The sequence below is a fragment of the Asanoa hainanensis genome, from assembly GCF_900188485.1.
In the GTDB taxonomy this organism is placed as follows: domain Bacteria; phylum Actinomycetota; class Actinomycetes; order Mycobacteriales; family Micromonosporaceae; genus Asanoa; species Asanoa hainanensis.
On sequence record NZ_FZPH01000004.1, the window covers coordinates 334,469 to 356,798 of the forward strand.

The following is a 22,330-nucleotide window of genomic DNA, read 5'->3' on the forward strand; positions in this document are numbered from 1 at the left end:
CGGTCATCAAGGCCATCGATAGCGGTCCCGTCGCCGGGATGCCATTTCGACGCGTTGTTGGCAAGCTGTGCGGGTGCGCACCGAACAGGTCCTCGACGGGCGCTACCGACTCGACGATCGACTCGGCGCCGGTGGCATGTCCGTGGTCTGGCGCGCGCACGATCTGGTGCTGCAGCGGCCGGTGGCGGTCAAGGTGCTCGCCACCCGCCACGCCGTCAGCGACGCCGCCCGCCAGCGCATCCGCGCCGAGGCCCGGGCCGCCGCGCGGCTCTGGCACCCGCACGTGACCGGCGTCTTCGACTACGGCGAGGCCACCGACGACGACGGCGCCAAGGTCCCGTACGTCGTGATGGAACTGCTGCCCGGACGCACCCTCGCGCAGCGCCTCGAGGACGGCCCGCTGCCGCCCCGGGTCGCGCTGCGGACCCTGTCGGAGGTCGCCGCCGCCCTGGCCGCCGCGCACGCGCAGGACCTGGTGCACCGGGACGTGAAACCGTCCAACGTGATGCTGACCCCGTCCGGCGCCAAGGTCGTCGACTTCGGCATCGCCGCCGTCGTCGGCCGCGACGAGCTCGAGGCCGACGGGCTGCTGCTGGGCACGCCGGCCTACCTGGCGCCGGAGCGCCTCACCCTGGGGCAGGTCTCGCCGGCGTCCGACGTCTACGCGCTGGGCCTGCTGATCTACGTCGCGCTGACCGAACGGCTCCCCTGGCTGGCCGACACCACGACCCAGATGATCGACGCACACGTGTACGTCGAACCCGATCCGCTGCCGCCGCTGGACGGCATCCCGCCCGAGGTCAACGAGATCTGCGACCGGTGCCTGGCCAAGGAGCCCGCCGACCGCCCGGCCGCAGGCGAGGTCGCGACGGTGCTGGCGACGGCCGCCGGGATCGTGCCGCCGCCGCAGGACGAGGACCCGGCGCTGGCCGGCCTGGTCGCCGCGATGGACGCGACCACCCACGCCGCGGCCGCCGCACCGGTCGCCGACGACGTGGTCGACGCGGCGCGGCCCACGATCGACCCCGAGCTGACCACCGAGGTGGTGCCGGTGCCGGCCAAGCCGGTCCGCCGGCCGGACCGCCGCCGCACGGCCCTGCTCGCCGGCGCCGGCGCGGTGCTGGTCGCCGGCGCCGTGGTGGCCGCGCTGGTGATGCCGGGCGAGAACCCGGGCGTCAGCGCCGACAGCTCCGGCACCGCGACACCCGCCCTCACGACCCCCGCCACGCCGGGCGAGCCGCCGACCACGAACCCCGCTGTGACGGCGCCGACCGGCGGCAACCTCGGCCAGGGATCCGGCAACACCGGCGCCGGTGGTCCGGGCGTGGGCAGCGCGCCCGAAGCGACCCACCAACCAGGCGCCGGCCCGGACACCGACGATCCGGAAGCCGAGCCGACGGCCGACCCCGGCCCGACGCCGGGCCGGACCATCGAGATCGGGCTGCTCGGCATCAGCGTCGACGCCCGCTGCGTCGGCGACCAGGTCGAGGTGGTCTCGCCGGCCGAGCACGCGTCCGGCCCGCAGGACCGCGCGACCATCACGGTGCTAGGCCTGAGCGCGAGCCTGGTCTGCCGCAACGGCGTGCCGAGCCTGCTCTGACGACCCCGGGTAGGGTCGGCCGGGTGACCAAGGAGCTCGATCTCGACCTCGGCGGCGGGCAGACCCTCCACGTGTATGACACCGGCCGGCCCGCCGCGCACACGGTGTTCTGGCACCACGGCACGCCGAACCTCGGTGCGCCACCGGCCCCGCTGTTCGACGACGCGGTGCGGTGGGTGGCGTACGACCGGCCCGGTTACGGCGGCTCGACCCGCACGCCCGGGCGTGATGTCGCGTCCGCCGCGCGCTACACGACGGCCGTCGCCGACCGGCTCGGGCTCGACCGGTTCGCGGTCGTCGGGCACTCCGGCGGCGGGCCGCACGCGCTGGCCGTCGCCGCCCTGGTGCCCGCCCGCGTCACCGCCGTGGTGGTCGGGTCCAGCCTCGCGCCGTGGGGCGCCGAGGGGTTGGACTGGTTCGGCGGGATGGCACCGGGCGCCGCCGCGTCCCTGCACGCGGCCCTCGCCGGCCGCGCGGCCCGGGAGGACTTCGGGGCCAACCCGTCCGGCGACCCCGACATCGGCTTCGTCGACGCCGACGAGGACGCCCTGACGACCGACTGGTCCTGGATGATGGACGTGGTGCGGCCGGCGCTGGCCCAGGGCCCGTCCGCCGCGGCCGACGACGACCTGGCCTACGTGGCGCCGTGGGGCTTCGACCCGGCCGCGGTCACCGCACCCGCGCTGTTGCTGGCCGGTGCGCGGGACCGGATGGTGCCGCCCACCCACACCGCCTGGCTCGCGCGGCGGATCCCGGGCGCGACCTTCCAGACGTCCGATGTGGACGGGCATGTGTCGGTCCTGCGGCGGTTCCCGGCCGCCATGGAGTGGCTCACGAGCCGGTGAGCGACAACCGGCCCGTCCAGCCGCCGAGCACCTCGGCCGGGTCGGCCGCGAGCACGTCCGTGAGCAGGCCCGCGTACACGTCACGGAAGTCGACCGTGTGCTTCAGGTCGCCGTCGTCGAGGTCGGTCAGGCTCGGCTGCTCGCCGTGCAGGCCGCCGCGCACCCCGCTGCCGAGCACGAACACGTTCGACGCCGTGCCGTGGTCGGTGCCGTCGCTCGCGTTCGCCCGCACGCGCCGGCCGAACTCCGAGTAGACCACCACCGTCACTGGCCGGCCCGCCATCCGGTCGGCGAACGCCGTCACCGACTTGTCGACCTTGGCCAGCAGGATCTCCTGGAGCTGCTTCTCGTCGGCGTGGGTGTCGAAGCCGCCGAGCGACACGGAGAACGCCCGCGTTGCCACCCCGGCCTCGATGCATTGGGCGACCAGGTCGAGCTGCGCGCCGAGGTCGCCGCGGCCGCCGGTGCCGGTGGCAGATTCCTCGTCGTCGGAGTCTTCTGGCTGGGCGTCGCGTACCCCCGTGATCATCGCTTCGACCCGTTCCAGGTCGGCGAAGCAGCGGGCGGCGCGGGCCTGCAACGGCGGCTCCCCTGCCGCTGGCGCGCCCAGCCCGGTCACCCCCTTGACCTGCTTGCGGGCGCCGGTCGGCACGGCCGCGCCCGCACTGGTCGCGCCGGCCAGCAGGGGCGGCAGCGCGGGCTCGAAGCTGACCGCGAGCCGCGGGTCGCCGCCCGCCGTGTCCAGCCAGCGGCCGAGCCAGCCGGTGGTGCCGGGCCGCACCGGGTCCGCGGTCTGCCAGATGTCCATCGAGCGGAAGTGGCTGCGGTCCGGCTTCGGGTAGCCCACGCCGCGCACGATGGCCAGCCGGCCGTCGGTGAACAGCCGCTGGAAGCCTTTCAGACCCGGGTTGAGGCCGGTGGTGTCGTCGAGGCGCAGCACCTCGCCGGCGTCGTAGGCGATGTCCGGACGGGCGTCCTGATAGGACGCGTTGGCGTAGGGAACCACCGTGTTGAGGCCGTCGTTGCCGCCGTAGAGCGTCACCAGCACGAGCGTGCCGGCGTCCGCGGGCCGGTCGCCGGCCGTCTCGAAGAGGTCGGTCAGCGTGTACGCCGTGGCTCCGGCCGCCAGCGCGCCCGCCCCCACGACACCGCTGGCGACCAGGAACCTCCGCCGGGTCAACGCATCCATCGATCTGCTCCTCAGTGGACGGTGTACTCGGGACTGACCAGACCGAGCTGGATCAGCCGTTCGGGCTTGCCGGCCGCGTCCGCGAGCACGGATCGGGTGCGCTCGGTCCAGGCCTCGACGACCAGCAGCCGGGCCAGCGCGTCCGGCCGCCCGGCCACCGGCGCGGCCTTCAGCCGGTCCAGCACCGCGGGGGAAGTCCGCGCGGCGAGCAGCTCGGCCAGCCGCACCCGGGCCTGCAGCGAGCTGGTGGTCAACCAGGCCGCGCCGGCCGGCCAGCCGCCGACACTGGGCGGGCGCAACGGCACCTGGTCGAGCCCGTTCAGCCCGCCGACCAGCTGCTTGCGCTGTTGGTCGGTGAGCCGCGACGGGCGGATACCGAGCTGGCGGAGGGCGCCGACCGCCCACTCCACCGGCTGTTTGACCAACTGGCCGTGCGTACCCGCGAAGGCTTCGTCCGTGAACAGCGCCCGCAGCAGGTCGTCGACGTCGCGGCGCGCGGCGAAGGCGTTCGCCAGCCGGTCCCGGACCTCGGCGGCCATGGGCTCGCCGCTCGCGAACCGGAACCAGAGGCGCTGGGCGATGAACGCCGCGCTGGCCGGCTCCCGAGCGACCAGCGCGGCGAGACCGTCGGCGTCGAAGGCGGCGGTGCGGCCCAGGACCGTCTTCGTGCCCTTGTCGTGCCGGCGCGGGGCGAACCGCGCGGTGCCGGCCCGGCGGTCGACGGTCCAGCCGGTCAGCGCGCGGGCGCCGGCCTTCACGTCGTCCTCGGTGTAGGTGCCGATGCCGAGCGTGAACAGCTCCATCAGCTCGCGGGCCAGGTTCTCGTTGGGCGCCTTGACCGTGTTCTTCTGGCCGTCGAGCCACACGATCAGCGCCGGGTCGCGGACCATCCGCGTGACGAACGCGGTGAACTCGCCACGGCCGTACTCCCGGAAGGTCTGGAGCTGGCCGAGCATCAGCGAGGCGGTCTTGACCTTCTGCGCGCTGGTCGCCCAGTGCCCGTGCCAGAAGAACACCATCTTCTCGGCGAGCTGGGCGTCGGCCGCGACCATCCGGTCGAGCCACCACTCGATGGTCGCGGTGACCTGCGCGCGCCGCTCCTGGTTGGCCTTCTGCCGTTCCTCGCGGCTGTCACCCGCGTTCACCGCTGGAAAGACCGGGGCGCCCGCGTCGGTGCCGGCCGCCTCCACCAGGCGCCGCACGGTCGCGTTGTACCCGGCCCGTTCGGCCTCGTCGACCTCCTGGGCGGTCGGCCCGAAGGTGGCGCGGCGCAGCAGGTGGGCGATCCTCGCGCGGTCAGCCATGGTGCGAGGCTAGGCCAACGGTGTACGAGGAACGTAAGTGCCGTGTCAGCGCTCGATCTCCGCGCCGTCGGTGGGGGTGCCCGGGCGATACTGACGACGACTGGACGTCAACGACTGGGAGACTTGTGATGGCAACGGCCCAGAACGCGGCAAACACGGACAGCAAACTCGAAGTGATCACCATCCCGGTGTCGGACCCCGATCGAGCGAAGGCGTTCTATGCCGGCCTGGGCTGGCGGCTCGACGCGGACTTCGAGCTCGGCGGGCGGCGCGCCATCCAGTTCACGCCGCCGGGCTCGCCGGCGTCCATCCACTTCGGCATCGGCAACCCGCCCACTCCCGTCGACTCGCCGCCCGGCATGTTCCTGATCGTCACCGACATCGTGGCCGCGCGCGAGGACCTCATCAAGCACGGGGTCGACGTGGGTCCGATCTTCCACAACACGGCCACCGGTCAGGCTGAGGGGCCGGACCCCGACCGCAACAGCTACAACTCGCTCGCCGCGTGGAGCGACCCGGACGGCAACAAGTGGCTGCTCCAGGAGATCGTCACCCGGCTGCCGGGCCGGGTCGACACCGGGATCACGTCGTACGAGTCGGTCAACGACCTGGCCGACGCCATGCGCCGCGCGTCGGTGGCGCACGGCGAGCACGAGAAGCGCACGGGCAAGGAAGACCCGAACTGGCCTGACTGGTACGCGACGTACATGGCCGCCGAGCAGTCCGGGGCCGAGCCGCCCGTCTAGCTTTGTCGGGTGAACCTCGCACATCTCGGCACGCCGATCCGTCCGATGGTCCGAGTCCACGGTGGATTCGCCAACCGGCTGTACCGGCTCGACACCGACCTGGGTTCGTTCGCCGTCAAGGAGCTGAGTCTCGGTCTCGTCGATCGCCCGGTCTCGGATGTGTTCAGGTTCGAGCGAGCGGCCTTCGCCGCCGGCATTCCCATGCCGGAGCCGATCTCGGCTGGTTCTCGTACGCTCGTCCATCGGTGGGTCGAGGGCGAGAAGGTGCCGGAGGAGCCGGTGCCGGCGGCGTACGCGTTCGAGATCGGTGAGATCCTCGCGCGCCTGCACGCGCTTTCCGTCTCCTGGCCCGGGGTGGTTGTGTCGGAGCCGGCGCCGCGGGACTGGGCCTCGCTCGCCGCCCGGGCGACGGCAACCGGGCAGCCGTGGGCCGGCGAGCTCGTTTCTTCGGTCACGACGTTCCTGGCTCTTGCCGAGTTCGTCGACGCCTGCGAACGACCGGGCCCCGCCGTGCTGACCCACCGCGACATCCAGCCGTGGAACCTGCTCTCGCGAGCGGGCCGGCCGGTAGTGCTCGACTGGGAGCTCTCGGGGCTGCTCGACCTGTCCGGCGAGCTCGGCTCGACGGCGCTGAGCCTCGCCAAGGGACCCGGCTTCGACGACATCCGGCCGGCCATCTTCCGCGCGGTCCTGGACGGCTATGTGGCGGGGGGTGGAACGCTGCCGCCGTTCGGCCCGAGCTGGTTCGCGTACCTCGTCGGTGGCTGGCTGGGCTTCACGAGGTGGAACATCCTGCGCTGCCTGGCCGGTATCGAGGCCGGCACCGGGCCCGAGCTCGCGCTGTCGCACGAGTCGGTGCGCAACGGACTGCGTGGGCTGCCCGACCTGTTCGCCCGACTCCCCGCACTCGGGACGCTCCTCTGGTGTTAGGGTCCGATGATGTCTTCACCCCTTACTTCGCCGCTGCTCGCAGCACACACGGCGCTGATCGCGGTGGACCTGATGCCGCGGATCGTCTCGCAGGACATGGGCCCACACAAAGGCGCCGACGTGGTGGCCCGGGCAAGCCGCCTGGTGACCGCGTTCCGCCACGCGGGCGGCCCGGTGGTGCTGGTCCGGGTGGATCGACCGGGCGTCGCCGAACAGCCGCCGGGCAGCGGCTTCGTCCCGGAACTGGAGCCACGGCCGGGCGACATCACGGTGGTGAAGCAGACCATCGGAGCGTTCTACGGCACGGGCCTCGCCGACCAACTGCGTGAGCGCGCCGTGCGGACGGTGGTGCTGACCGGCCTGGCCACGACGATGGGCGTCGAGTCGACGGGCCGCGCCGCGGCAGACCACGGGTTCGAGGTCGTCTTCGCGGCCGATGCGATGAGCGGCATGACGGCAACGGAACACGACCACGCCCTGTCGGTGGTCCTGCCCCGCTTCGGCGAGGTGGTCACCACCGACGAGGTGCTCGCCCGACTCCGTTGACGACGTCAGCGGTCGCCCACACGCACCTCGAAGGGCGGCCCGGGCTGGCCGGGCTGCCAGCCGTCGGTGACGGCTCGCCGAACGCACGAGGCGACCGTGCCGGGCAACACAGGCTGGCTCGGTAGCCCGATCCAGTTGCTGGGATGCGCGCAGGGCATCGATGCGACCAGAACGGCGCCGGTCCGCTCCGCGTGCCCGACGACGAAGGTCAGGGGTGTCCAGCCCAGGCCCTGGCAGTAGGTAGGCCGGCCGCGGACCAACCAGCGGTACGAAACGCCGTCGACCGTGATTCGCCGGGAACCCTTGACCGCCAACGTCATCCGAACCCCCTGCCGATCGGGCCACCCCGTCACGAGCACCGTATCGAGGCTCCGCCGTCGCCGTCATACCATTTCGCCGAGCTGCGAAACAGATCGCAGTAATTCGGTTACAGCCAAGCCGACGGCGACCTCCTCTTCTCGATCCTGGTCGACGCCACGGCCGCGGAGCAGGCTGAGGTGCGCGTGATCGGACGGACACCGACGGACCCGGAGCGGGTGATCGTCTTCGTGGCGCGAATCCCGAAACGGGCAGTCGCCGCGATCCACGGCGGGGAGCCATGGCCGGCGGCTGCAGCGACCCGCCGGCCAGGAGTCGACTCTCTGCGTTTGGATGTGACGCCGGTGCCCGACGACGCGGGCGGCGGGTTCCAGGTGGAGGTCTATGTCAACGGTACGGAGATGACCGCTGCCGCAGCGGGCCTCGGGATGGAGCCATACGACGTCCTTGTCCCCATCAATCGTCTGGTGGCCGCTTCCCAGCCGCGCACTGTTCCGATCGCCCGTTGCGGTTGTGGCGTGTACGGCTGTGGGTCCACGGATGTCACCATCACGCGGGACGGCGACCTGGTGCACTGGGACTGGTCGATCGAGGTGCCGATGAACCGCGGCGTCTCTTTCGCTGCCGCCGGGTACGACGCGGAGGTCGCACGGGTGGCCGCAGACTATTCGTGGGAGACGGCAGAGCGCACAGCCGGACGACGTGTCATGACGGATATGGACCGCGAACGGTTGCTCACCTACGGCCTCAGACCCAGTTGGGTCGCCAACGACTATCGCGATCACCAACTGTTCCGGGTCGCCCTACAGATCGAAGGTGACTACCAGGTCTTCGTCGACACCCCGTGGCGTGGCCGTGGCCCTGAGGAGTTAGCTCGCTCGGTCTGCGCCACCCTGGCACTGCCTCCCAGCCAGTGGCGCGCCACCTGGCACGCCATCAAGCCCACGCTGACCGAGCCCCCGGAGATCGCGGGGCCGTCCTGGAGACCCGCGCGGTTCTAGCAGAAGCCGGGCTGCCGGTTGTTTGGGCGGCTGTCGAAGTCCACGACGACGCGCGCTCGTGAAGACATGCAGTCAGATCCGCTCGAGTTCGATCGTGAGTTGCCGAGGGGCCCGCACGCCGGCCAGCGCCCACGCCCATCCAGGAAGGGCGAGCGCCTCGGCGAAGAAGTCGTCGAGAGATCTGCCGAAGGACCACAGCTGACCTGACCCAAGAGCCTCAGTCTCGGCACGAGCGGACCAGTGGAACGTGCAGCTCAGTTGCCACACCGCGTCCTCGTCACCGGCGTCGATGAACTGTCGAGTGAGATCGGCCGAGAACTCGCGCAGGCCGTCGAAGGCGAACGTCCCGAACTGGGCCAGGATCCCGTCACCGTCATCTTCGGGCGACATGGCGTCAAGTCATAGCGGACCATCTTCGGCCATGACCGCGACCGCACGCTCATGCCGCAGCCAGACGCGGAGGCGGGACTGAGTCCCACGTTGCCTGACGCGGGTTTCCTCAGAGTGAGGAGCCGGCTCTATCGGTTCCTGCCGGGAGAATTCTGGAGCCGACCTTGGCGGGCTCTCCCGAAGCAGGCGGTCGAGGACCCAATCGCGGAAACGGCAGCGCGCTTGCGGCGCCCTGCCATCCGCGCGTCCATGACTTCTGGGGCGGCTGGTCGGGGCCGTGGACGTCGGGGTGGTGTGGCAAGATCAAAAACGCACTCGTACCGGTAGGGGGACTCGATGGCTTCACCGAATTTGTCCAGTAACAGCCTTGAGAAGCGTGATCGCTGGGCCGCATTTCGTGGGCTCAGGTGGTGGCAGCTCGTTCTGTCGCTGCTGCCGTTGGTCCTCATCGGGCTCGGTGGCCTCATCGGCGGTGCCGTCGGCGCCGCGGGCACATGGTTGAACCTGAAGGTGGCGCGCAAGTCGTTGCACCCGGCGGTCAAGGCGTTGGTCATGATCGCCGTGGTGATAGGCGCGTACGTCGTTTGGTCGATCGTCGCCGTCGCACTCAAAGCGGCGATTGACAACTAGATTCCGCCTCGTACGGGTAACGGGTTACTGAGGCGGTGCCCACCAGGCACCGGGCTCCGGTCGCGGCGCGGCGTCCGTACGCTTGACGCTTCAGCCTGGGCGACGGAGGTAGCCGTGCTGGCTCGGCGGGGACGGATGCTCTGGGCCGTGGCGGTGGTCCTGCTCGCTGGTTGCAGCCCCGAGGTGAGCGGCAACAGCGCCCTGGCCAAGGGCGAAAGCCTGGGCGAGATGCGCCAGCAGGCCGGCGAGGCCCTGGCGCGCTATGACCAGGCGGTCGTCGACGCCGGCGGCTCGGCGCCCGTCACCGTGACGCCGCCCGCGTGGAACTCGCCACCCGGCCTCTCCATCGAGTCCGCGACCGGCACCGCGGTCAGCACGAGGCTCTCTGTCACCTTCACCGGCGCGCGGGGCCCCGCAACCGAATCGTGCGGCGCCGACTACTACGCCGAGGCGGTCGAATCGGCCAACGCGGTCGTCGTCATCGTCATCGCGCAGCCGCACGGCGGCGACGAGACATGTGCGCTGGCCGGCTACGTCCGGACCGCAACGCTCAACCTGGCGCAGCCGCTGGGCCGGCGGGCAGTCCTCGAAGCGTGCCAAGGGCAACCAGTCCCCGTGACCGCAGGCGGTTGAGTCGATGAAGTTTCTGATCCAGGCGAGCGGCGACGCTCCGGTGATCGTCACGTTCGAGCCATCGGGGGCCGAGTACTCGATCGGCGCGGGTGATCACATGGTCGTCGAGTGGCCGGATGCCGATGGGCCGTTGATGGGCACGATTCAGCACTCACCCACTGGGCTCACTGTCGGTGAGCCGAGCGGCAGGATGGCGCGGATCTGGAACTCGAGCGGAGCCGAGCTTTCGATCCTGGGTCAGTAGCGCAGCGGCCCTCCGTCGGCGAGGAGGGCCGGGTCGGCGCCCGTCATGTCGTCGCGGTCGTACGGGGCCGGGTAACGCCACGTCACGATGTCGGCCGCGTACTCCGCCGTCATGGTTGCGATTCGCATGGGCACAGTTTGGCCTCGGGCCCCACGCACGGTCACTCCGTGTCCGTACGCTCGGCGTCCGCACTTGAAGATCAATTGCCAGGTTCGTTCAGGTAACCGGTTGGCGAAAGCCTCAAGACTTACTCAAGATCGTTGCGATCGGCCCATGAGGACAGTCAGGCTGACGGGCACCGATGTCTTGATCAAGACAGGGTCCCCCCACCTGGAGGTTCCATTGAACCATCGGCGGTCGACAGTAATAGCTATCTCTGCCTTGCTGGCTGCCACGTTCGCCCCCGTCGTGACGTCGACCTCGGCGTTCGCGGCTCCTCTGCCGGCCTTCGCGGCGGCCGAGCCCAACCAGGTCACCGACCTCACCGTCACCCAGGCTGACGGGTTCGCCACCGTGGCCTGGACCCCGGTCCCCGGTGTCACCGACTACCAGATCGAGCGCACCGCGGTCGACGCATCGAACGCTCCCACCGGAACCCCCACGGTGGTCGGCGTGTGGCGGCCGAACCGGCAGGTCAACAACGAAGAGCCGACCTTCGCCGACGCCGGCTTCAACCCCGGCAGCCGCTTCCAGTGGCGGGTCCGGGCCCGCATCGGCACCGCCGAGCAGCCGTACTCGTCGCCCGTGTTCGACACCACCAAGGCGCCGTGGGGCGATCCCGCCGTCGCCGGCCAGAACCTGCGTACGCAGTGGGAGACCACCCAGGCCGCGCAGTACACCAGCGACGTCAACGAGTACGCCTACACGGCGGAGGTCGACCGGCTGAGCGAGCGGGTACGGGTGGTCGAGATCGGCCGTACCGTCCAGAACCGCCCTATCAACATGTTCGTCATCGGCTACCCGACCCCGCCGGCGACCCCGGCCGCGGTGGCCGCCACCTCGCCGCTGGCCGTCAACTGCAACGTGCACGGCAACGAGCCGGGCGACCGCGAGGCCTGCCTGATCATGGCTCGCCAGCTCGCGTTCAGCAACGACGCTCGTACCCTCGGCCTGCTCAAGAACACCACCGTCCTGATCGTTCCGACGATCAACGGTGACGGTCGGGCCGCCAACACCCGTGGCAACGTGACCGGTCAGGACCTCAACCGCGACTACTCGCTGATCCGCCAGCCGGAGACCGCGGCGTACGTGCGGATGCTGCGCGACTACCGCCCGGTGGCCGGTTACGACGGTCACGAGTACGGCAACTCCCAGGCCGGCGACCTGCCGATGCTGCCGCCGCGCCACCAGAACGTGGCCCAGCAGATCTTCGACGAGTCGCTCGACATGATCGAGAACCACATGTACGTCGAGGGCGCCAAGGACGGCTGGTGGGCCTGCCCGTACGGCTGCGCCAACGGCTCTGGGGTTGGCCTCTCCGAAGAGACCATCCTGCGTAACACCCTGGGCCTGAAGAACACCGTGAACTCGCTCCTGGAGCTCCGCAGCTCCGGTGGCGCGACCCGGCCGGACGAGGGCAACACGGCGAACAACCGTCGCCGCAAGACCTTCTCCGCACTGTGGACGTTCAACCAGTTCATGGACTACCACCACAACCAGCTCAGCGACATCAAGACGGCGCGTGGCGAGGCGATCGAATTCCAGGCAGGCAACAACGGCCGGATCGTCTTCCGGGGTTCGCGGATCGTCCCGCTGCACCCGGCGCCGCACCCGGGTGAGGCCGGCCCCCGCGAGGACCTGCCGACGCCGGACATGATCCTGGACAACGCCCCGTGTGCCTACAAGCTCACCGAGGCGCAGTACAACGGCGCGCGTACCGACGGTCCGAACGACGTCGGTGCCACGGTCGCCGAGCGGATCGCGGCGCACGGCTGGAAGGTCGTCAAGGTCGCCGACGGGTACGTCGTGCCGCTGGCCCAGCCGGAGCGCGGTCTGATCCCGCTGCTGCTGGACGAGCAGGGTGAAGAGGAGTGGGTGAGCGGCGAGCGGGTCTACCCGACCCTGACCGGTCGCCACAACGGCCCGCTGACCATCTCGGGCTTCGCCTGCCTGTCGGGTGCCACGGTCAACGGCCCGGTCAACCTGCGTCCGGGTGCGACCCTGGTCGCCACCAACACGACCATCAGTGGTCCGGTCAACGCCGCCAACGCCGCCGGTGTGTTCTTCGGTGACAGCGTCGTGCGTGGCCCGCTGCAGGTCGCGAACACCAACGGCCCGGTCACCGTCATCGGCACGAACGTGTCCGGCCCGGTCAACCTGGTCAACAACACCAACGGTGCGGCTCCGTACTTCGCCGGCAACAGCGTCAGCGGCCCGCTGAACTGCGCCGGCAACAGCACGGCTCCGACCAACCTCGAGGTCCGCAACGTGGTCAACGGACCGCGGGCGGGGCAGTGCGCCACCCTGTGATCCACTGACGTAACCCTGTCGTACCGGCGGGCCGGACCGGGAAGCCCGGCCCGCCGGTACGCACCTTCTCTCCCTGGAGGGCTTTGATGCGCACCCGGTTGCTGGCCGTCGTCGTGGTGGCCGCGCTGGCGCTGGCCGGCTGCACGTCGGATTCGTCGACCACCACCGCCGTCTCGGGCCCGCTCTGCGACGAGTTGCCCAAGGGCGACGAACCGGGCAACCCCACGGCGCTGGCGAGCGAGCCGGTCGACCAGGCGCTGCAATGGATTACGGTGCTGACCACCTTCGAGGGCGCCCTGCGTGCATCGGAGCTGGTGCCGGAGCTCGAGGGCAAGAAGGCCATCACCGTGCTGGCCCCGTCGGACGACGCCTTCATGGCGAAGTTCTCGCAGGACAACCTCGACGAGCTGATGATCAAAGACAAGGACACGCTGCGTACGCTGCTCCGCGCGCACATCGTGGACCGCTCCCTGAGCCTGGCCGACCTACGCGACGCGGACTCGGTGACCACATTGGACGGTACAACGGTGAAGGTCGGCGAGGCCGACAAGATGGCCCGCATCGGCGACGAGGCGACGACGGTCTGCGCCGACTACCGCATCGCCAACGGGCGCGTACACGTCATCAACCACGTCCTGGGCAACCTCCCGACAACAGCCGGCCAGGGCGACTCCGGCCACTGACGGTCCGTGCGGCGACGTGGGTGAGCTGATCGGCCACCCTGTGAATCCCCGCGCGGGCAAACGGCCGCCGAGAGGGGGAGGCAGCGTCGCGGGCCCGCCCAATACCGTGCAGGCTTGCCGCCCGCGGGGGGTGCTGAACGGTAGGAGCCGCAACGATGTCGTACCAGCCGCCAGGTGACTCGTACGGTCAGGGGTACCCACCGATCAGTCCCGGCCCGGTCTCGCCGCCGCCCGGTTACCCGCCGCCGTACCAGGTCACCGTCGTCCAACTCCCCACGTCGGGCGCCGCGGTCGCGAGCATGGTGCTCGGCATGCTGGGCGTCCTGGTGGGCTGCTGTTCGTTCGGTGTCTTGTCGGTCCTGGCCGTCGTCCTCGGCCACGTCGGGCTCCGCGACACCGCCGACGGCACGAAGAGCGGGCACGGCATGGCCGTCGCCGGGCTGATCCTCGGCTACGTACTCGTGGTGCCGATGATTCTTTTCTCGATCTGGATGGTCCTGGGTTCCGGGATGGCGGCGATCTCGTCATCCAATGTGGAGCCGTGACTAACGCTGAGGCGACGCCACGACCGTGATGCCCAGGGCTCGCGCGAACGTGTGTGACAGGGCGATCAGGTCGTCGGCGGTGATGGTGGCGCCCGACAGGCTCGTGACGCCGCCGATGCCGTCCAGGTCGCAGTCGGTGAAGCGCGCGCCGGCGGCGTTGGCGTTGGAGAACTGCGCCCCGGTCAGGTCGCAACCGATGAACTCGGCTCGCCGCAGGTCCGCTCCCGTGAAGTCGGCCCCCGTCAGGTTGCAGCCGGTGAGGCGCACGTGGGCGAACGTCGTGAAGCGGAAACCGGCCAGGTCCGCGCGGCAGTCCTCGAACGTCACGTCGCGCAGCGTGCCGGCGGTGCACTGGGCGCCGGTCAACCGGACGCTGGTCAGCCGCGTGCGCAGCAGCGCCGGCTTGGTCAGGCGGGCGTTGGCCCAGTCGCAGTGCGAGACCTCGCAGTCCGTGAAGCGGGGCTGGTCGAGCACCGCCGAGGCGAGGGTGGTGCGCTCGAACCGGCACTGGTCGAACTCCACCGCGTCGGCCTCCTGGGCCGACAGGTCCAGGCCGGTGAACGACAGCCGGCGCGACAATCCCTCGTGTTCGAGGTCCGCGGTTCCTTCCGTCAACGGAGCCAGGCGGGGGTCGGCGGGAGCGTGTTGAGCTGGCACGTCGTCCACCGTAGTCAACCCCCGATCGCCTGCGGCAGCGGCCGGTACCCGGAGTCCAGCGGTCAGCGCGAGGGCGCCGAGCACCGCCAGCGAACCGTGCGCCGGCTGCTCGATCAGCCCGGCCACCTCGTCGATCAGCACGAGGTCGGCGGGCGACCAGCCAGCGACCTGGGGTGGCGACCGGCGGATCGCCGCCTGCTCCGCGTCGGACAGGATCCCGTCCGCGGCCACCGCCGGGTCGCTCAGGAACTCGGCCACCACGTCGGCCGGGTCTACGCGCGGCCACAGCCGGTCGAGGAGGTCGCGGACCGGCTGGCTCCGGCCGACCTGCCGGGCCCACGCCTCGCCGGGCACCAGCCCACGCCGCTCGGCCTGCCGCCGCACCAGGTCGACGAGCCCGGAACGCAGCCGTTCCCGCCCGGCGCCGTACCGTGGCGACTCCTGCCAGATCTCGTCCATCAGCCGGGCCTGGGCGCCTTCGGAGATCCGCCAGCGGTACGCACCGTCGGGCACCACCAGGCGCTCGGTCGGCTCGCCGAGCCGGCCGTAGAGGGCTCGCGCCAGCACGGTGGCCATCCGTGGGTCGTGCTTGACGACCGCGGCGGCGTCGTCGTCCGTTCGGGAAGCGGCTCCGAGGAGCTCGGTGAGATCGTCCAGCATGAAGAACCCCCCGTGGCGGTCTTTACTGAGTAAATAATAAGACCCAGTAATAGATTTGCCCAAGTGAACTATCGGCCGATAGTGTCGGGGCCGTGACCGACCAGGCGGGGCTCCGCGAACGCAAGCGGCAACGCACCCACGACGCGATCTCGACCGCGGCCGTCGATCTCTTCCTGGCCCGCGGGTTCGACGCCGTCTCGGTCGCCGACGTGGCGGCCGCGGCCGAGGTGTCCAAGCCGACGCTGTTCAAATACTTCCCGACGAAGGAAGACCTCGTGCTGCACCGGATCGCCGACCACCTCGGCGAGGCCGGCCGGGTGGTCGCCGGCCGCGGCCCGGGAGAGAGCCCACTGGCCGCGCTGCGCCGCCACTTCCTCGACGGGCTGCGGCGCCGCGACCCGGTCACCGGTCTCAACGACCATCCGCAGGTGCTGGCGTACCACCGGATGGTCTTCGAGACCCCCAGCCTGGCCACCCGGGTGGCCAGCTTCGCCGAGGCGGACGAGGCGGCGCTGGCGGCGGCCCTCGACCCGCGCGGCGGGCTGCGAGCGCGGCTGGCCGCGGGCCAGATCATCGTCGTCCAGCGGATCCTGGCGCGCGACAACTGGCGGCGACTCGTCGACGGCTGCACGGCCGACGCGGCATACCGGCCGGCGTTGGCGGCCGCCAACCGCGGCTTCGACCTGCTGGAGTCGGGTCTCGGGGGTTAGTCCTCGGGTTCCTCAGCCTCCCGGTGGGTTCGACCCGCGTCAAGATCACGCTGTGCTCTTCACGTCGGCGTCACCCCCGGGCATCGCCCTGGTGGTCGGGGAGCTTTCCGGCATCGGGGCTAGCCGGGCCGGCGTTCCCGTGCCTTCCAGGCGCCGCAGCGGCGGCGTTCACCCCCTGCCGGAGACTTCCTGCGCTTCGACTCCGCCTTGCACCGCGCGCACCTGACGAGGGGCTTTTCGAGCGGTCCGGCCCGGCGCTTCGATCGCGCGGTGCAGTTCGTCGGCCAACCGGCAGGCACGCTGGTAGGGCCGGAAGCCGCGGAGGGCAGCCTGATCTTCGATGTAGGGCCCGCTCTTGCGGATCGCCGACGAGAACGACCGGCCCATCGCGTTCAGGATCATCGACTGTTCGACGTGACCCGCGTCCCAGGCGATGGCGATGGTTTCCATCACCGCCAGCGCGTGGTGCAGGTCGCCCCGCTCCGCCTCCGTGAGCTGGTCGAACGTCTCGGGCTTCAAGTCCGGCAGGCGACGGTGCATCACCCGACGGCCGGCACGTGCAGCGGAGGCGAGGTAGCGCTCCTGCAGGTCCAGGAACATCTTCAGCCGGTCGGCCCGGGTGGTGCGGCGGAAACCCCAGACGGCCACGCACAGGCTGACGACCGGCGACAGCACCGCCACGTAGATCGACGCGGAGCTCATCGGGTGCCGTACTCGCGCCTCGACCGGACGCCGTCGCCGGCCCGCTGCCGGGTCATCATGGCGGCCCGACCCGGCGCCAGCGGACTGGAATAGCGACTGCGGAGCTTGTCGACGAGCTGGAAGAGACCGGCGTGGACGGCGTCCCGGAACGTATGCGGGGTCGCCGAGTAGAGCCAGCGGAGCGCCTCCAGCGTGCCGTTGCTGCGCACCTTCTGCTCGAGCTTCTCGAGTTGGCTGTCGTCGCAGTTCTGGACGATCGCCCGTCCGATGATGAACTCCAGGTCTTCCCGCACGGACTGTCGCTCGTCGGCGGTGAGGTCCGCCAGGCCGTGCTCCTCGAAGAAGAGCGAGTGCACCCGCAATGCCGCGTGTACCTGGGCTAGGTCGTCGACGATGGTCCGTTCCTCCGGCACGTTCGGCGTGGTCATCGCGACCCCTTCTGCTCGGCTTTCGCGAACCCGGCCCCGTCGCTGCGCGCGGCCGCCTCGTCGACGGCCCCGTCTTCATCTCGAATCATGGCATGTTCGACCGTTTTAAAGGGCTTTGTCCCATATGCGTCGCCGGGCGGCTCGGGGTCGTCCCCAGTCGGTGGGAAGAAGTCGCCGGACGCGATCCGGATGCGTCGGTCCCGGCTGACCCGCGCCCGCCTGACCTCCTCGCGGCTGAGCCACATCTTCTCGTCGATCATGCGAGTCTCGATTAGCCTGCGTGCCCCGGGATAACCCTTGTCCGGGCTGGCGGGTGGCATCCCTAGGCTGAGGGTGGTGCTCCGCTCGCCGAGCAGCACCTGCGCCACGGCATGGTGACGGCCCGGGTCCCGCAGCCGTTTCGGGTCGACCCCCATCTCCTTGCTCAGCAGCTTCGCGTCGCTGGGCGAAGCGCTGAAGACCACCCGGTTGGCCACGTTGCTCATCACCGCCTCGTACAGCTGTTTGGACTCACTGTTCGTGAATCGCGAATCGGTCAGCTGATGCAGGCTCTGGTTGGCCAGAACCAGCCCGAGGCCGAACTTGCGGCCCTCCGCGATCATCGTCTCGAAGCCACACTCGGCGAAGAACTGGAACTCGTCGACGTAGAGATAGAAGGGCTGAGGTTCGCCGCCCGCCGCGTGTCGGCGGTAGACCGCGGCGAGAATGCGCTCCTGGATGAAGTTGCCCAGGAGCGCGGCCGCCGAACGGCTCAACGCGTATTCCGGGATTTTTACCAGGAGCACGCCGCCGTCGTGGACGACCTGCTCGATGGAGACCGAGGACGGGCCGCCGGCCAGAACGTGGCCCAGCACGCCTTCGTGTGAGATCTCGCTGAACTTGGAAAGCGCTCGGGTGAGCACCTGGGAGATATCGGCTCGACTGAGCCCATCGAAGTTCAACCAGCGGTCCTGGAGGGCGACATCGGCCAGCGCGTGACTTATCCATCGTCGACTCTTATCGTTACGAAGGATGCGAACAATATCCAGGATCGTCGGTTCCTTGAGAGGGTAGCTTTCGTCGTTGATCGACTCAAGCGTGAGCCGCATAAGATCTTCGAACCGCGACCCGTACGATTCGTATGGCGACTGTCTGGTGAGCAGTTGGATGAATCTCTCCATGGCGAGAATGCGATCGTCACCCGCTTTGACGTCCAAGTCGAGGGGGTTGAGAACAGGCAGATGCGATTCGTTCTCGAAATCGAGCAGTACGACATTCTCGCGATCCGCGACATGGCCCAGCAAGAAATCGACCAGGTCACCGTGCGGGTCGATGACCGCTATCCCACGATTCTGCCGGAGATCCTCGCGAGCCATCAACTTCAGTAGATTGGTCTTGCCGGCACCGGTCTGCCCCATGATGTGCAGGTGCCGCAGCCGCGCCTCGGTGGGCAGCCGAATGTCCCGACCACCCTGCGCCCGGTCCACTGTGGTCGGTGAGGTGCCTAGGTAGACGCCATGAGCCGGGAGGTTGACCTCGGCCAGGCCGTCCATCGGCGCCGCCTCCACCGCTAGGTCGTCGCCCCGGCGCAGCAGCTCGAACGGTGGATGGAACAACCGCAGCGCCTCCGCGGGTCGCAGGCCGGTCTGGGCCGCGCCGTCGCCGGCGGCGTGGGCGCCGTCCGCCGCCACCACGTCGAACGGCTCGGCGCCGAAGATGGCCACTCCGATCGAGCTGAGGACGTGCTCGCCGAGCGCGTCGGCGGCGGAGACCAGCACGGTAACGCCGAGGTTCGCTCGCGCGCTGCGGTCCTCGGCCGCTGCCCTGCGAAGGAACGCGGCGGCCCGCCGGTCGGTCTCCGACAGGAACGACCGCAGCGCCACGTCCTCGTGGCTCGGCTCGCGCTGCGGATCCTTGGCGAGCACGCGGTGACAGGTGAGCTGGAGACTCACCGGCCCGCGCTGTAGCTGCAGATAGCCCACCACGTGGCTCCAGTCCTCGGCGCTGAACGGGGTGGCATCGTTGTGGGGGCGCAGCTCGTACTGATGAGGCAGGTTGGACGTCGGGTCGGCCGACGACGGCGAGAGCCGCCAGCCGGCCTGTAGCGCCACTTCCAGCTGGGCACCGAGCCCGTCGGCCAGATCCATCTGGTGGCCGAGGTCGTCGGACCGCGTGACCGCGAGGGCGTCCAGCGTTGGCACCAACCCGCCGCCGGTCCGCTCGGCCGTGGCCAACCGATAGATCAGGCATACCGATTCGTCATGGCTGAGTGACAGGGCGCGCAGCACGTTCAACTGCTGCGCGAATCCGGCCAACGGGTCGATCCCGTTGCGGGGTATGAGCCGACGCTTGAAGAACGTCGAACCGGGCGCCGGCGTGGCGCCATTGTCGTCGATGTGCGTGCTCTGGACGGTGGCCCGCAGCTCCGGGCGGACGTCGGGTTCCAGCATGCCGCGCAGCCTGCGTAGGTCGTCGATGTGCGAGCCCAGCTCCGGGGGTGAGTCGGCGCGGGTCAGTGCCGGTTGCCAGATGTCCAGCAGCGCGCCCAGGACCCGGTAACGCAGCTCGCTCTCCGACTCCACCTGGCTGAGCCGGATGTGCGTCTTGAGCAGTTGGAGGCCCTCGACGTCGCGGAAGTTGCGATACCGGGAGGCCAGCGCCTCCACCGCGGTTCGCAACAGCTCGTTGACGCTCCTCGTATCGGCGACGTGGCGCTGGACGGCGGCGAGATAGGCACCCACCACCTCCTTTGGCAGCGGCAGTTCCCAGCCTGCCAGCTCCTCCGCGATGGACGAAGCGCTCAGCTCCGCGCGGTCGCGTCCGGGTGCGCCGTAGAGCACGGCTGACCGGTGAACGATGCGGTTGTGGGTCGGCGTGGTCGAGCTCGGCGATGCCGCGTAGCCGGAGCAGTCGGCGATCACCACGCCTTCCGCGGCTGGAAGCGGCATCGTTCCTTTGTCGACGATGAAGTCCAGGCCGCCCATCCGAGGTACGACGATCGCGCTCCCGCCCGCGTCAGCCCGGTTGGCGATGACGGTGATGAAATCGCGGTTCTTGGCGTAGAAGTCGTCGGCAGGCCGCGTCATCGCGGCTACGAGGGCCAGTTGCGGCGTGCCGCCGTTGTCCAACCAGGCGTAGCCGGCCTTGAGGTAGTCCATACAGATCGCCAGGCCCACGACGTATTGTCGGCCGTGCGCGGCCAGCGTCACTTCGGCGATGCCGGAGCCCGGAACGAGGTGCTCGCCCTCGGCCCCGAACTTCTTGGTGACGACGCGACTCTGGTCGGCGTCGACGTAGACGGCGCAGTTGTTGCGCACCTCGGCCGGGTCCGTGAAACCCAACCGGCGCAGCGTTTCCAGGTCGGCCTCGTCGCGTAGTTCGCCGATGCCGGCGAAGACCGCGAGTTTCTCGCGATAGCCGATCAGTATCTCGGCGAGGTCGACCGGCACGAGGTATTCGGGGAAGACCGCCACGTCGACCCGCTCGGCGACCAGAAAGTCGAGGATTTGCTTCAGCTTCAACCGGAGGTTCTCGATGCCGTGATCCCGCGCCAGGTCGATCGTTGTCCCGGTGGCGTCGCTGAGACTCCCGTCCAGCCGCAGGTCGGCGATCGCGTGGCCGGCTGCCGACGGGCGCGTGGCGGCCCAGTCGAGCAGCGGTTCGTCGGGCGCCCAGTGCGAACCGCGCACGGTGCTCAGATTCGGCGTGTAGGAGAGCTGGACGGCGGCGAGACGAAGGACGTCCGGGCGTGGCGTCGGGCCATTCTTCGCACTTAGTTCCGCCATTGTGCGGATCCTTTTCCTAGATCTCCTGTCGGGTCAACCACGCCTGCCTAACCGGGCCGGATAAACGAAGTTACGGCTGTGTCGTCATTCCGCAGATGGGCTACTCATAAGGGAGCATTCGGACTAATGAGTATGACTATAGGGACGTGCTGGCATCATCACCATCGGGCAAATCCAGCTTGCACCGGATGAGGTACACCGTTCGTTTGAATGCCGTCACCGTGCGGATGAGCCACCCCCGCACACGCGGGAACGTGCTAGCTCTCGTCGCGGTCGGTCGTGAACGTGCGGGCCAGCACCGCCGCGATCGCCACGCCTACCACCGCGATGCCGACCTGGATGGCGAGCACCAGCCAGTCGAAGCTGCGGCCGACGAGGTCGAAGCCGTTGCCGCTGTGTAGGTCCCAGCGGTCGGCGATCCACGTGCCGGCCACGGCCGCGCCGATCCCGATCAGCACGGTCGGGATGAGTCCGATGCGCTGACGGCCCGGCAGCAGGATGCGGGCGACGACTCCGACCACCGCGCCGAAGACGATCGCTATGAGGTAGTCCTGCGCGCCCATGGTGATTCCTCCTCGCGTTGTCGGGAGTGGTGTTCCCAACCACCGCGGGCGGTCAAACGTCGGCCGCGCGTGGCCCGGGTCGCGGGCCACGCGCGGCGGCGTGAATCAGCCGCAGGTGTTCAGCATCGTCTGGAGCGCCGACTTCTCCGACGACTGGAGGCGTAGGCCCCAGTAGTACTTGCTGGCGATCCACATCTTGGCGTACGTGCAGCGGTAGGCCGTCCGGGACGGCTGCCAGGTCGACGGGTCCTGGTCGCCCTTCGACTGGTTGACGTTGTCCGTCACCGCGATCAGCTGCGGCCGGGACAGGTCGTTGGCGAAGGACTGGCGGCGGGCCGTGGTCCAGCTGCTCGCACCCGACCGCCAGGCCTCGGCCAGCGGCACCACGTGGTCGATGTCGACGTCCGCGGCGTTGGACCAGGTGGCGCCGTCGTACGGGCTGTACCAGCTCCCGGACGTGGCGGCGCAGGAGCTGTTGACCACGACGTTGCTGCCGTCGCGGCGCAGCACCGTCTCGCGGGTGTTGCAGGCGCCGGAGATGGTGATCCAGTGCGGGAACAGGTCCCGGGAGTAGCCGCTCGACGAGCCTTCCGCGGCCACGGTAAGGGCGTTGAGCTGGGACTGGGCGCTGGCGGTCGAGGGGATGCCGGGCGGGGTCGCGTTGGCCGGGGTGGCCGCCAGGGTGGCGACGGCGACCGCGGCCAGGATCGCCGCGGTCAGGGTGCGCCGACGGGATCGGAACATGATGCCTCCAAATGGGGGGTACGGAGACA

At 70.0% G+C, this 22,330-nt stretch carries 24 protein-coding genes; 13 read left to right on the forward strand and 11 right to left on the reverse strand.

Features of this window, described 5'->3' with window-relative positions:
* The first annotated feature begins 73 nt into the window (after positions 1-73).
* Both CHC05_RS42040 and CHC05_RS12610 read left to right on the forward strand, forming a co-directional pair.
* Positions 74-1,600, forward strand: coding sequence for a serine/threonine-protein kinase (locus CHC05_RS42040; RefSeq protein WP_245870805.1), 1,527 nt, complete (start codon positions 74-76; stop codon positions 1,598-1,600).
* Positions 1,601-1,623: 23 nt separating this feature from the next.
* On the forward strand, positions 1,624-2,445 hold the full coding sequence (locus CHC05_RS12610) for an alpha/beta fold hydrolase (RefSeq protein WP_089248118.1): 822 nt from the start codon (positions 1,624-1,626) through the stop codon (positions 2,443-2,445).
* Here the strand turns inward: CHC05_RS12610 and CHC05_RS12615 are convergent.
* Positions 2,432-3,634, reverse strand: a complete 1,203-nt coding sequence (locus CHC05_RS12615) for a DUF1501 domain-containing protein (protein ID WP_089248120.1) — start codon at positions 3,632-3,634, stop codon at positions 2,432-2,434. The two genes, CHC05_RS12610 and CHC05_RS12615, sit on opposite strands and share 14 nt — an antisense overlap.
* Before the next feature lie 11 nt (positions 3,635-3,645).
* Positions 3,646-4,938: a DUF1800 domain-containing protein gene (locus CHC05_RS12620; RefSeq protein ID WP_089248122.1), complete on the reverse strand. Its 1,293-nt coding sequence runs from the start codon at positions 4,936-4,938 to the stop codon at positions 3,646-3,648.
* A gap of 128 nt (positions 4,939-5,066) precedes the next feature.
* Between CHC05_RS12620 and CHC05_RS12625 the strand changes: the two genes are divergently transcribed.
* From CHC05_RS12625 to CHC05_RS12635, 3 genes are read left to right on the forward strand one after another with little or no spacing between them, the layout of a single operon-like run.
* Positions 5,067-5,684, forward strand: a complete 618-nt coding sequence (locus tag CHC05_RS12625) for a VOC family protein (RefSeq protein WP_089248124.1) — start codon at positions 5,067-5,069, stop codon at positions 5,682-5,684.
* 9 nt (positions 5,685-5,693) lie between these two features.
* The gene (locus tag CHC05_RS12630) at positions 5,694-6,614 is read left to right on the forward strand and encodes a phosphotransferase family protein (protein WP_089248126.1); all 921 of its coding nucleotides are present in this window, start codon (positions 5,694-5,696) and stop codon (positions 6,612-6,614) included.
* Positions 6,615-6,623: 9 nt separating this feature from the next.
* Positions 6,624-7,160, forward strand: coding sequence for an isochorismatase family protein (locus CHC05_RS12635; protein WP_089248638.1), 537 nt, complete (start codon positions 6,624-6,626; stop codon positions 7,158-7,160).
* A 5-nt stretch (positions 7,161-7,165) separates the two neighbouring features.
* Here the strand turns inward: CHC05_RS12635 and CHC05_RS12640 are convergent, their stop codons facing one another.
* On the reverse strand, positions 7,166-7,480 hold the full coding sequence (locus CHC05_RS12640) for a hypothetical protein (protein ID WP_089248128.1): 315 nt from the start codon (positions 7,478-7,480) through the stop codon (positions 7,166-7,168).
* A 216-nt stretch (positions 7,481-7,696) separates the two neighbouring features.
* On the opposite strand from CHC05_RS12640, the gene CHC05_RS12645 reads away from it, so the two are divergent.
* A complete protein-coding gene (locus CHC05_RS12645; RefSeq protein WP_245870806.1) occupies positions 7,697-8,479 on the forward strand; it encodes a hypothetical protein in 783 nt (260 codons plus the stop codon).
* Positions 8,480-8,551: 72 nt separating this feature from the next.
* Here the strand turns inward: CHC05_RS12645 and CHC05_RS12650 are convergent, their stop codons facing one another.
* Positions 8,552-8,869, reverse strand: coding sequence for a hypothetical protein (locus CHC05_RS12650; RefSeq protein WP_179266155.1), 318 nt, complete (start codon positions 8,867-8,869; stop codon positions 8,552-8,554).
* Positions 8,870-9,205: 336 nt separating this feature from the next.
* On the opposite strand from CHC05_RS12650, the gene CHC05_RS12655 reads away from it, so the two are divergent.
* The 3 genes from CHC05_RS12655 to CHC05_RS12665 all read left to right on the forward strand — a co-directional run bounded on the left by CHC05_RS12655 (position 9,206) and on the right by CHC05_RS12665 (position 10,376).
* Positions 9,206-9,499 carry a hypothetical protein gene (locus tag CHC05_RS12655; protein WP_089248130.1) on the forward strand — a complete coding sequence of 98 codons (294 nt, stop codon included), beginning with the start codon at positions 9,206-9,208 and terminating at the stop codon, positions 9,497-9,499.
* A 147-nt stretch (positions 9,500-9,646) separates the two neighbouring features.
* On the forward strand, positions 9,647-10,132 hold the full coding sequence (locus tag CHC05_RS12660) for a hypothetical protein (protein WP_144022564.1): 486 nt from the start codon (positions 9,647-9,649) through the stop codon (positions 10,130-10,132).
* Positions 10,133-10,136: 4 nt separating this feature from the next.
* Complete coding sequence (locus CHC05_RS12665) at positions 10,137-10,376, forward strand: hypothetical protein (protein WP_089248134.1); 240 nt, start codon at positions 10,137-10,139, stop codon at positions 10,374-10,376.
* On the opposite strand, the gene CHC05_RS43020 is transcribed toward CHC05_RS12665, so the two are convergent.
* Entirely contained in the window at positions 10,370-10,504 is a 135-nt protein-coding gene (locus CHC05_RS43020) for a hypothetical protein (RefSeq protein WP_281257665.1), read from the reverse strand. The genes CHC05_RS12665 and CHC05_RS43020 overlap by 7 nt on opposite strands.
* A 280-nt stretch (positions 10,505-10,784) precedes the next feature.
* Here CHC05_RS43020 and CHC05_RS12670 point away from each other — a divergent pair, with 280 nt between their 5' ends.
* From CHC05_RS12670 to CHC05_RS12680, 3 genes are all read left to right on the forward strand, one after another.
* Complete coding sequence (locus CHC05_RS12670) at positions 10,785-12,845, forward strand: M14 family zinc carboxypeptidase (protein ID WP_245870807.1); 2,061 nt, start codon at positions 10,785-10,787, stop codon at positions 12,843-12,845.
* 86 nt (positions 12,846-12,931) lie between these two features.
* Positions 12,932-13,528 (forward strand): fasciclin domain-containing protein, encoded by a 597-nt coding sequence (locus CHC05_RS12675; protein WP_089248139.1) that lies wholly within the window; start codon positions 12,932-12,934, stop codon positions 13,526-13,528.
* A gap of 155 nt (positions 13,529-13,683) precedes the next feature.
* Positions 13,684-14,073, forward strand: coding sequence for a DUF4190 domain-containing protein (locus CHC05_RS12680; protein ID WP_089248141.1), 390 nt, complete (start codon positions 13,684-13,686; stop codon positions 14,071-14,073).
* Here the strand turns inward: CHC05_RS12680 and CHC05_RS12685 are convergent, their stop codons facing one another.
* The gene (locus CHC05_RS12685) at positions 14,074-15,390 is read right to left on the reverse strand and encodes a pentapeptide repeat-containing protein (protein ID WP_089248143.1); all 1,317 of its coding nucleotides are present in this window, start codon (positions 15,388-15,390) and stop codon (positions 14,074-14,076) included.
* A 92-nt stretch (positions 15,391-15,482) separates the two neighbouring features.
* Here CHC05_RS12685 and CHC05_RS12690 point away from each other — a divergent pair, with 92 nt between their 5' ends.
* A complete protein-coding gene (locus tag CHC05_RS12690) occupies positions 15,483-16,100 on the forward strand; it encodes a TetR/AcrR family transcriptional regulator (protein ID WP_089248145.1) in 618 nt (205 codons plus the stop codon).
* A gap of 168 nt (positions 16,101-16,268) precedes the next feature.
* Here the strand turns inward: CHC05_RS12690 and CHC05_RS12695 are convergent, their stop codons facing one another.
* From CHC05_RS12695 to CHC05_RS12715, 5 genes are all read right to left on the reverse strand, one after another.
* On the reverse strand, positions 16,269-16,802 hold the full coding sequence (locus tag CHC05_RS12695) for a DUF4760 domain-containing protein (protein ID WP_089248147.1): 534 nt from the start codon (positions 16,800-16,802) through the stop codon (positions 16,269-16,271).
* Positions 16,799-17,230: a hypothetical protein gene (locus CHC05_RS12700; RefSeq protein ID WP_089248149.1), complete on the reverse strand. Its 432-nt coding sequence runs from the start codon at positions 17,228-17,230 to the stop codon at positions 16,799-16,801. Before CHC05_RS12700 ends, CHC05_RS12695 begins: the two co-directional genes overlap by 4 nt.
* Positions 17,227-20,994 (reverse strand): type IV secretory system conjugative DNA transfer family protein, encoded by a 3,768-nt coding sequence (locus CHC05_RS12705; RefSeq protein WP_089248151.1) that lies wholly within the window; start codon positions 20,992-20,994, stop codon positions 17,227-17,229. The genes CHC05_RS12700 and CHC05_RS12705 overlap by 4 nt, the downstream gene beginning before the upstream one ends.
* A 257-nt stretch (positions 20,995-21,251) precedes the next feature.
* Positions 21,252-21,557: a GlsB/YeaQ/YmgE family stress response membrane protein gene (locus tag CHC05_RS12710; protein ID WP_089248153.1), complete on the reverse strand. Its 306-nt coding sequence runs from the start codon at positions 21,555-21,557 to the stop codon at positions 21,252-21,254.
* Between the two features lie 105 nt (positions 21,558-21,662).
* Entirely contained in the window at positions 21,663-22,301 is a 639-nt protein-coding gene (locus CHC05_RS12715; RefSeq protein WP_179266156.1) for an HNH endonuclease family protein, read from the reverse strand.
* Positions 22,302-22,330 lie beyond the last annotated feature (29 nt).

Coding starts and splice junctions, on each gene's coding strand:
- CHC05_RS12625 (WP_089248124.1), top strand. CDS start 5,067: ATGGCAACGGCCCAGAACGCGGCAAACACGGACAGCAAACTCGAAGTG.
- CHC05_RS12675 (WP_089248139.1), top strand. CDS start 12,932: ATGCGCACCCGGTTGCTGGCCGTCGTCGTGGTGGCCGCGCTGGCGCTG.
- CHC05_RS12710 (WP_089248153.1), bottom strand. CDS start 21,557: ATGGGCGCGCAGGACTACCTCATAGCGATCGTCTTCGGCGCGGTGGTC.
- CHC05_RS12680 (WP_089248141.1), top strand. CDS start 13,684: ATGTCGTACCAGCCGCCAGGTGACTCGTACGGTCAGGGGTACCCACCG.
- CHC05_RS12685 (WP_089248143.1), bottom strand. CDS start 15,390: ATGCTGGACGATCTCACCGAGCTCCTCGGAGCCGCTTCCCGAACGGAC.
- CHC05_RS12650 (WP_179266155.1), bottom strand. CDS start 8,869: ATGTCGCCCGAAGATGACGGTGACGGGATCCTGGCCCAGTTCGGGACG.
- CHC05_RS12695 (WP_089248147.1), bottom strand. CDS start 16,802: ATGAGCTCCGCGTCGATCTACGTGGCGGTGCTGTCGCCGGTCGTCAGC.
- CHC05_RS12620 (WP_089248122.1), bottom strand. CDS start 4,938: ATGGCTGACCGCGCGAGGATCGCCCACCTGCTGCGCCGCGCCACCTTC.
- CHC05_RS12635 (WP_089248638.1), top strand. CDS start 6,624: ATGTCTTCACCCCTTACTTCGCCGCTGCTCGCAGCACACACGGCGCTG.
- CHC05_RS12665 (WP_089248134.1), top strand. CDS start 10,137: ATGAAGTTTCTGATCCAGGCGAGCGGCGACGCTCCGGTGATCGTCACG.
- CHC05_RS43020 (WP_281257665.1), bottom strand. CDS start 10,504: ATGCGAATCGCAACCATGACGGCGGAGTACGCGGCCGACATCGTGACG.
- CHC05_RS12715 (WP_179266156.1), bottom strand. CDS start 22,301: ATGTTCCGATCCCGTCGGCGCACCCTGACCGCGGCGATCCTGGCCGCG.
- CHC05_RS12700 (WP_089248149.1), bottom strand. CDS start 17,230: ATGACCACGCCGAACGTGCCGGAGGAACGGACCATCGTCGACGACCTA.
- CHC05_RS12705 (WP_089248151.1), bottom strand. CDS start 20,994: ATGGCGGAACTAAGTGCGAAGAATGGCCCGACGCCACGCCCGGACGTC.
- CHC05_RS12655 (WP_089248130.1), top strand. CDS start 9,206: ATGGCTTCACCGAATTTGTCCAGTAACAGCCTTGAGAAGCGTGATCGC.
- CHC05_RS12615 (WP_089248120.1), bottom strand. CDS start 3,634: ATGGATGCGTTGACCCGGCGGAGGTTCCTGGTCGCCAGCGGTGTCGTG.
- CHC05_RS12640 (WP_089248128.1), bottom strand. CDS start 7,480: ATGACGTTGGCGGTCAAGGGTTCCCGGCGAATCACGGTCGACGGCGTT.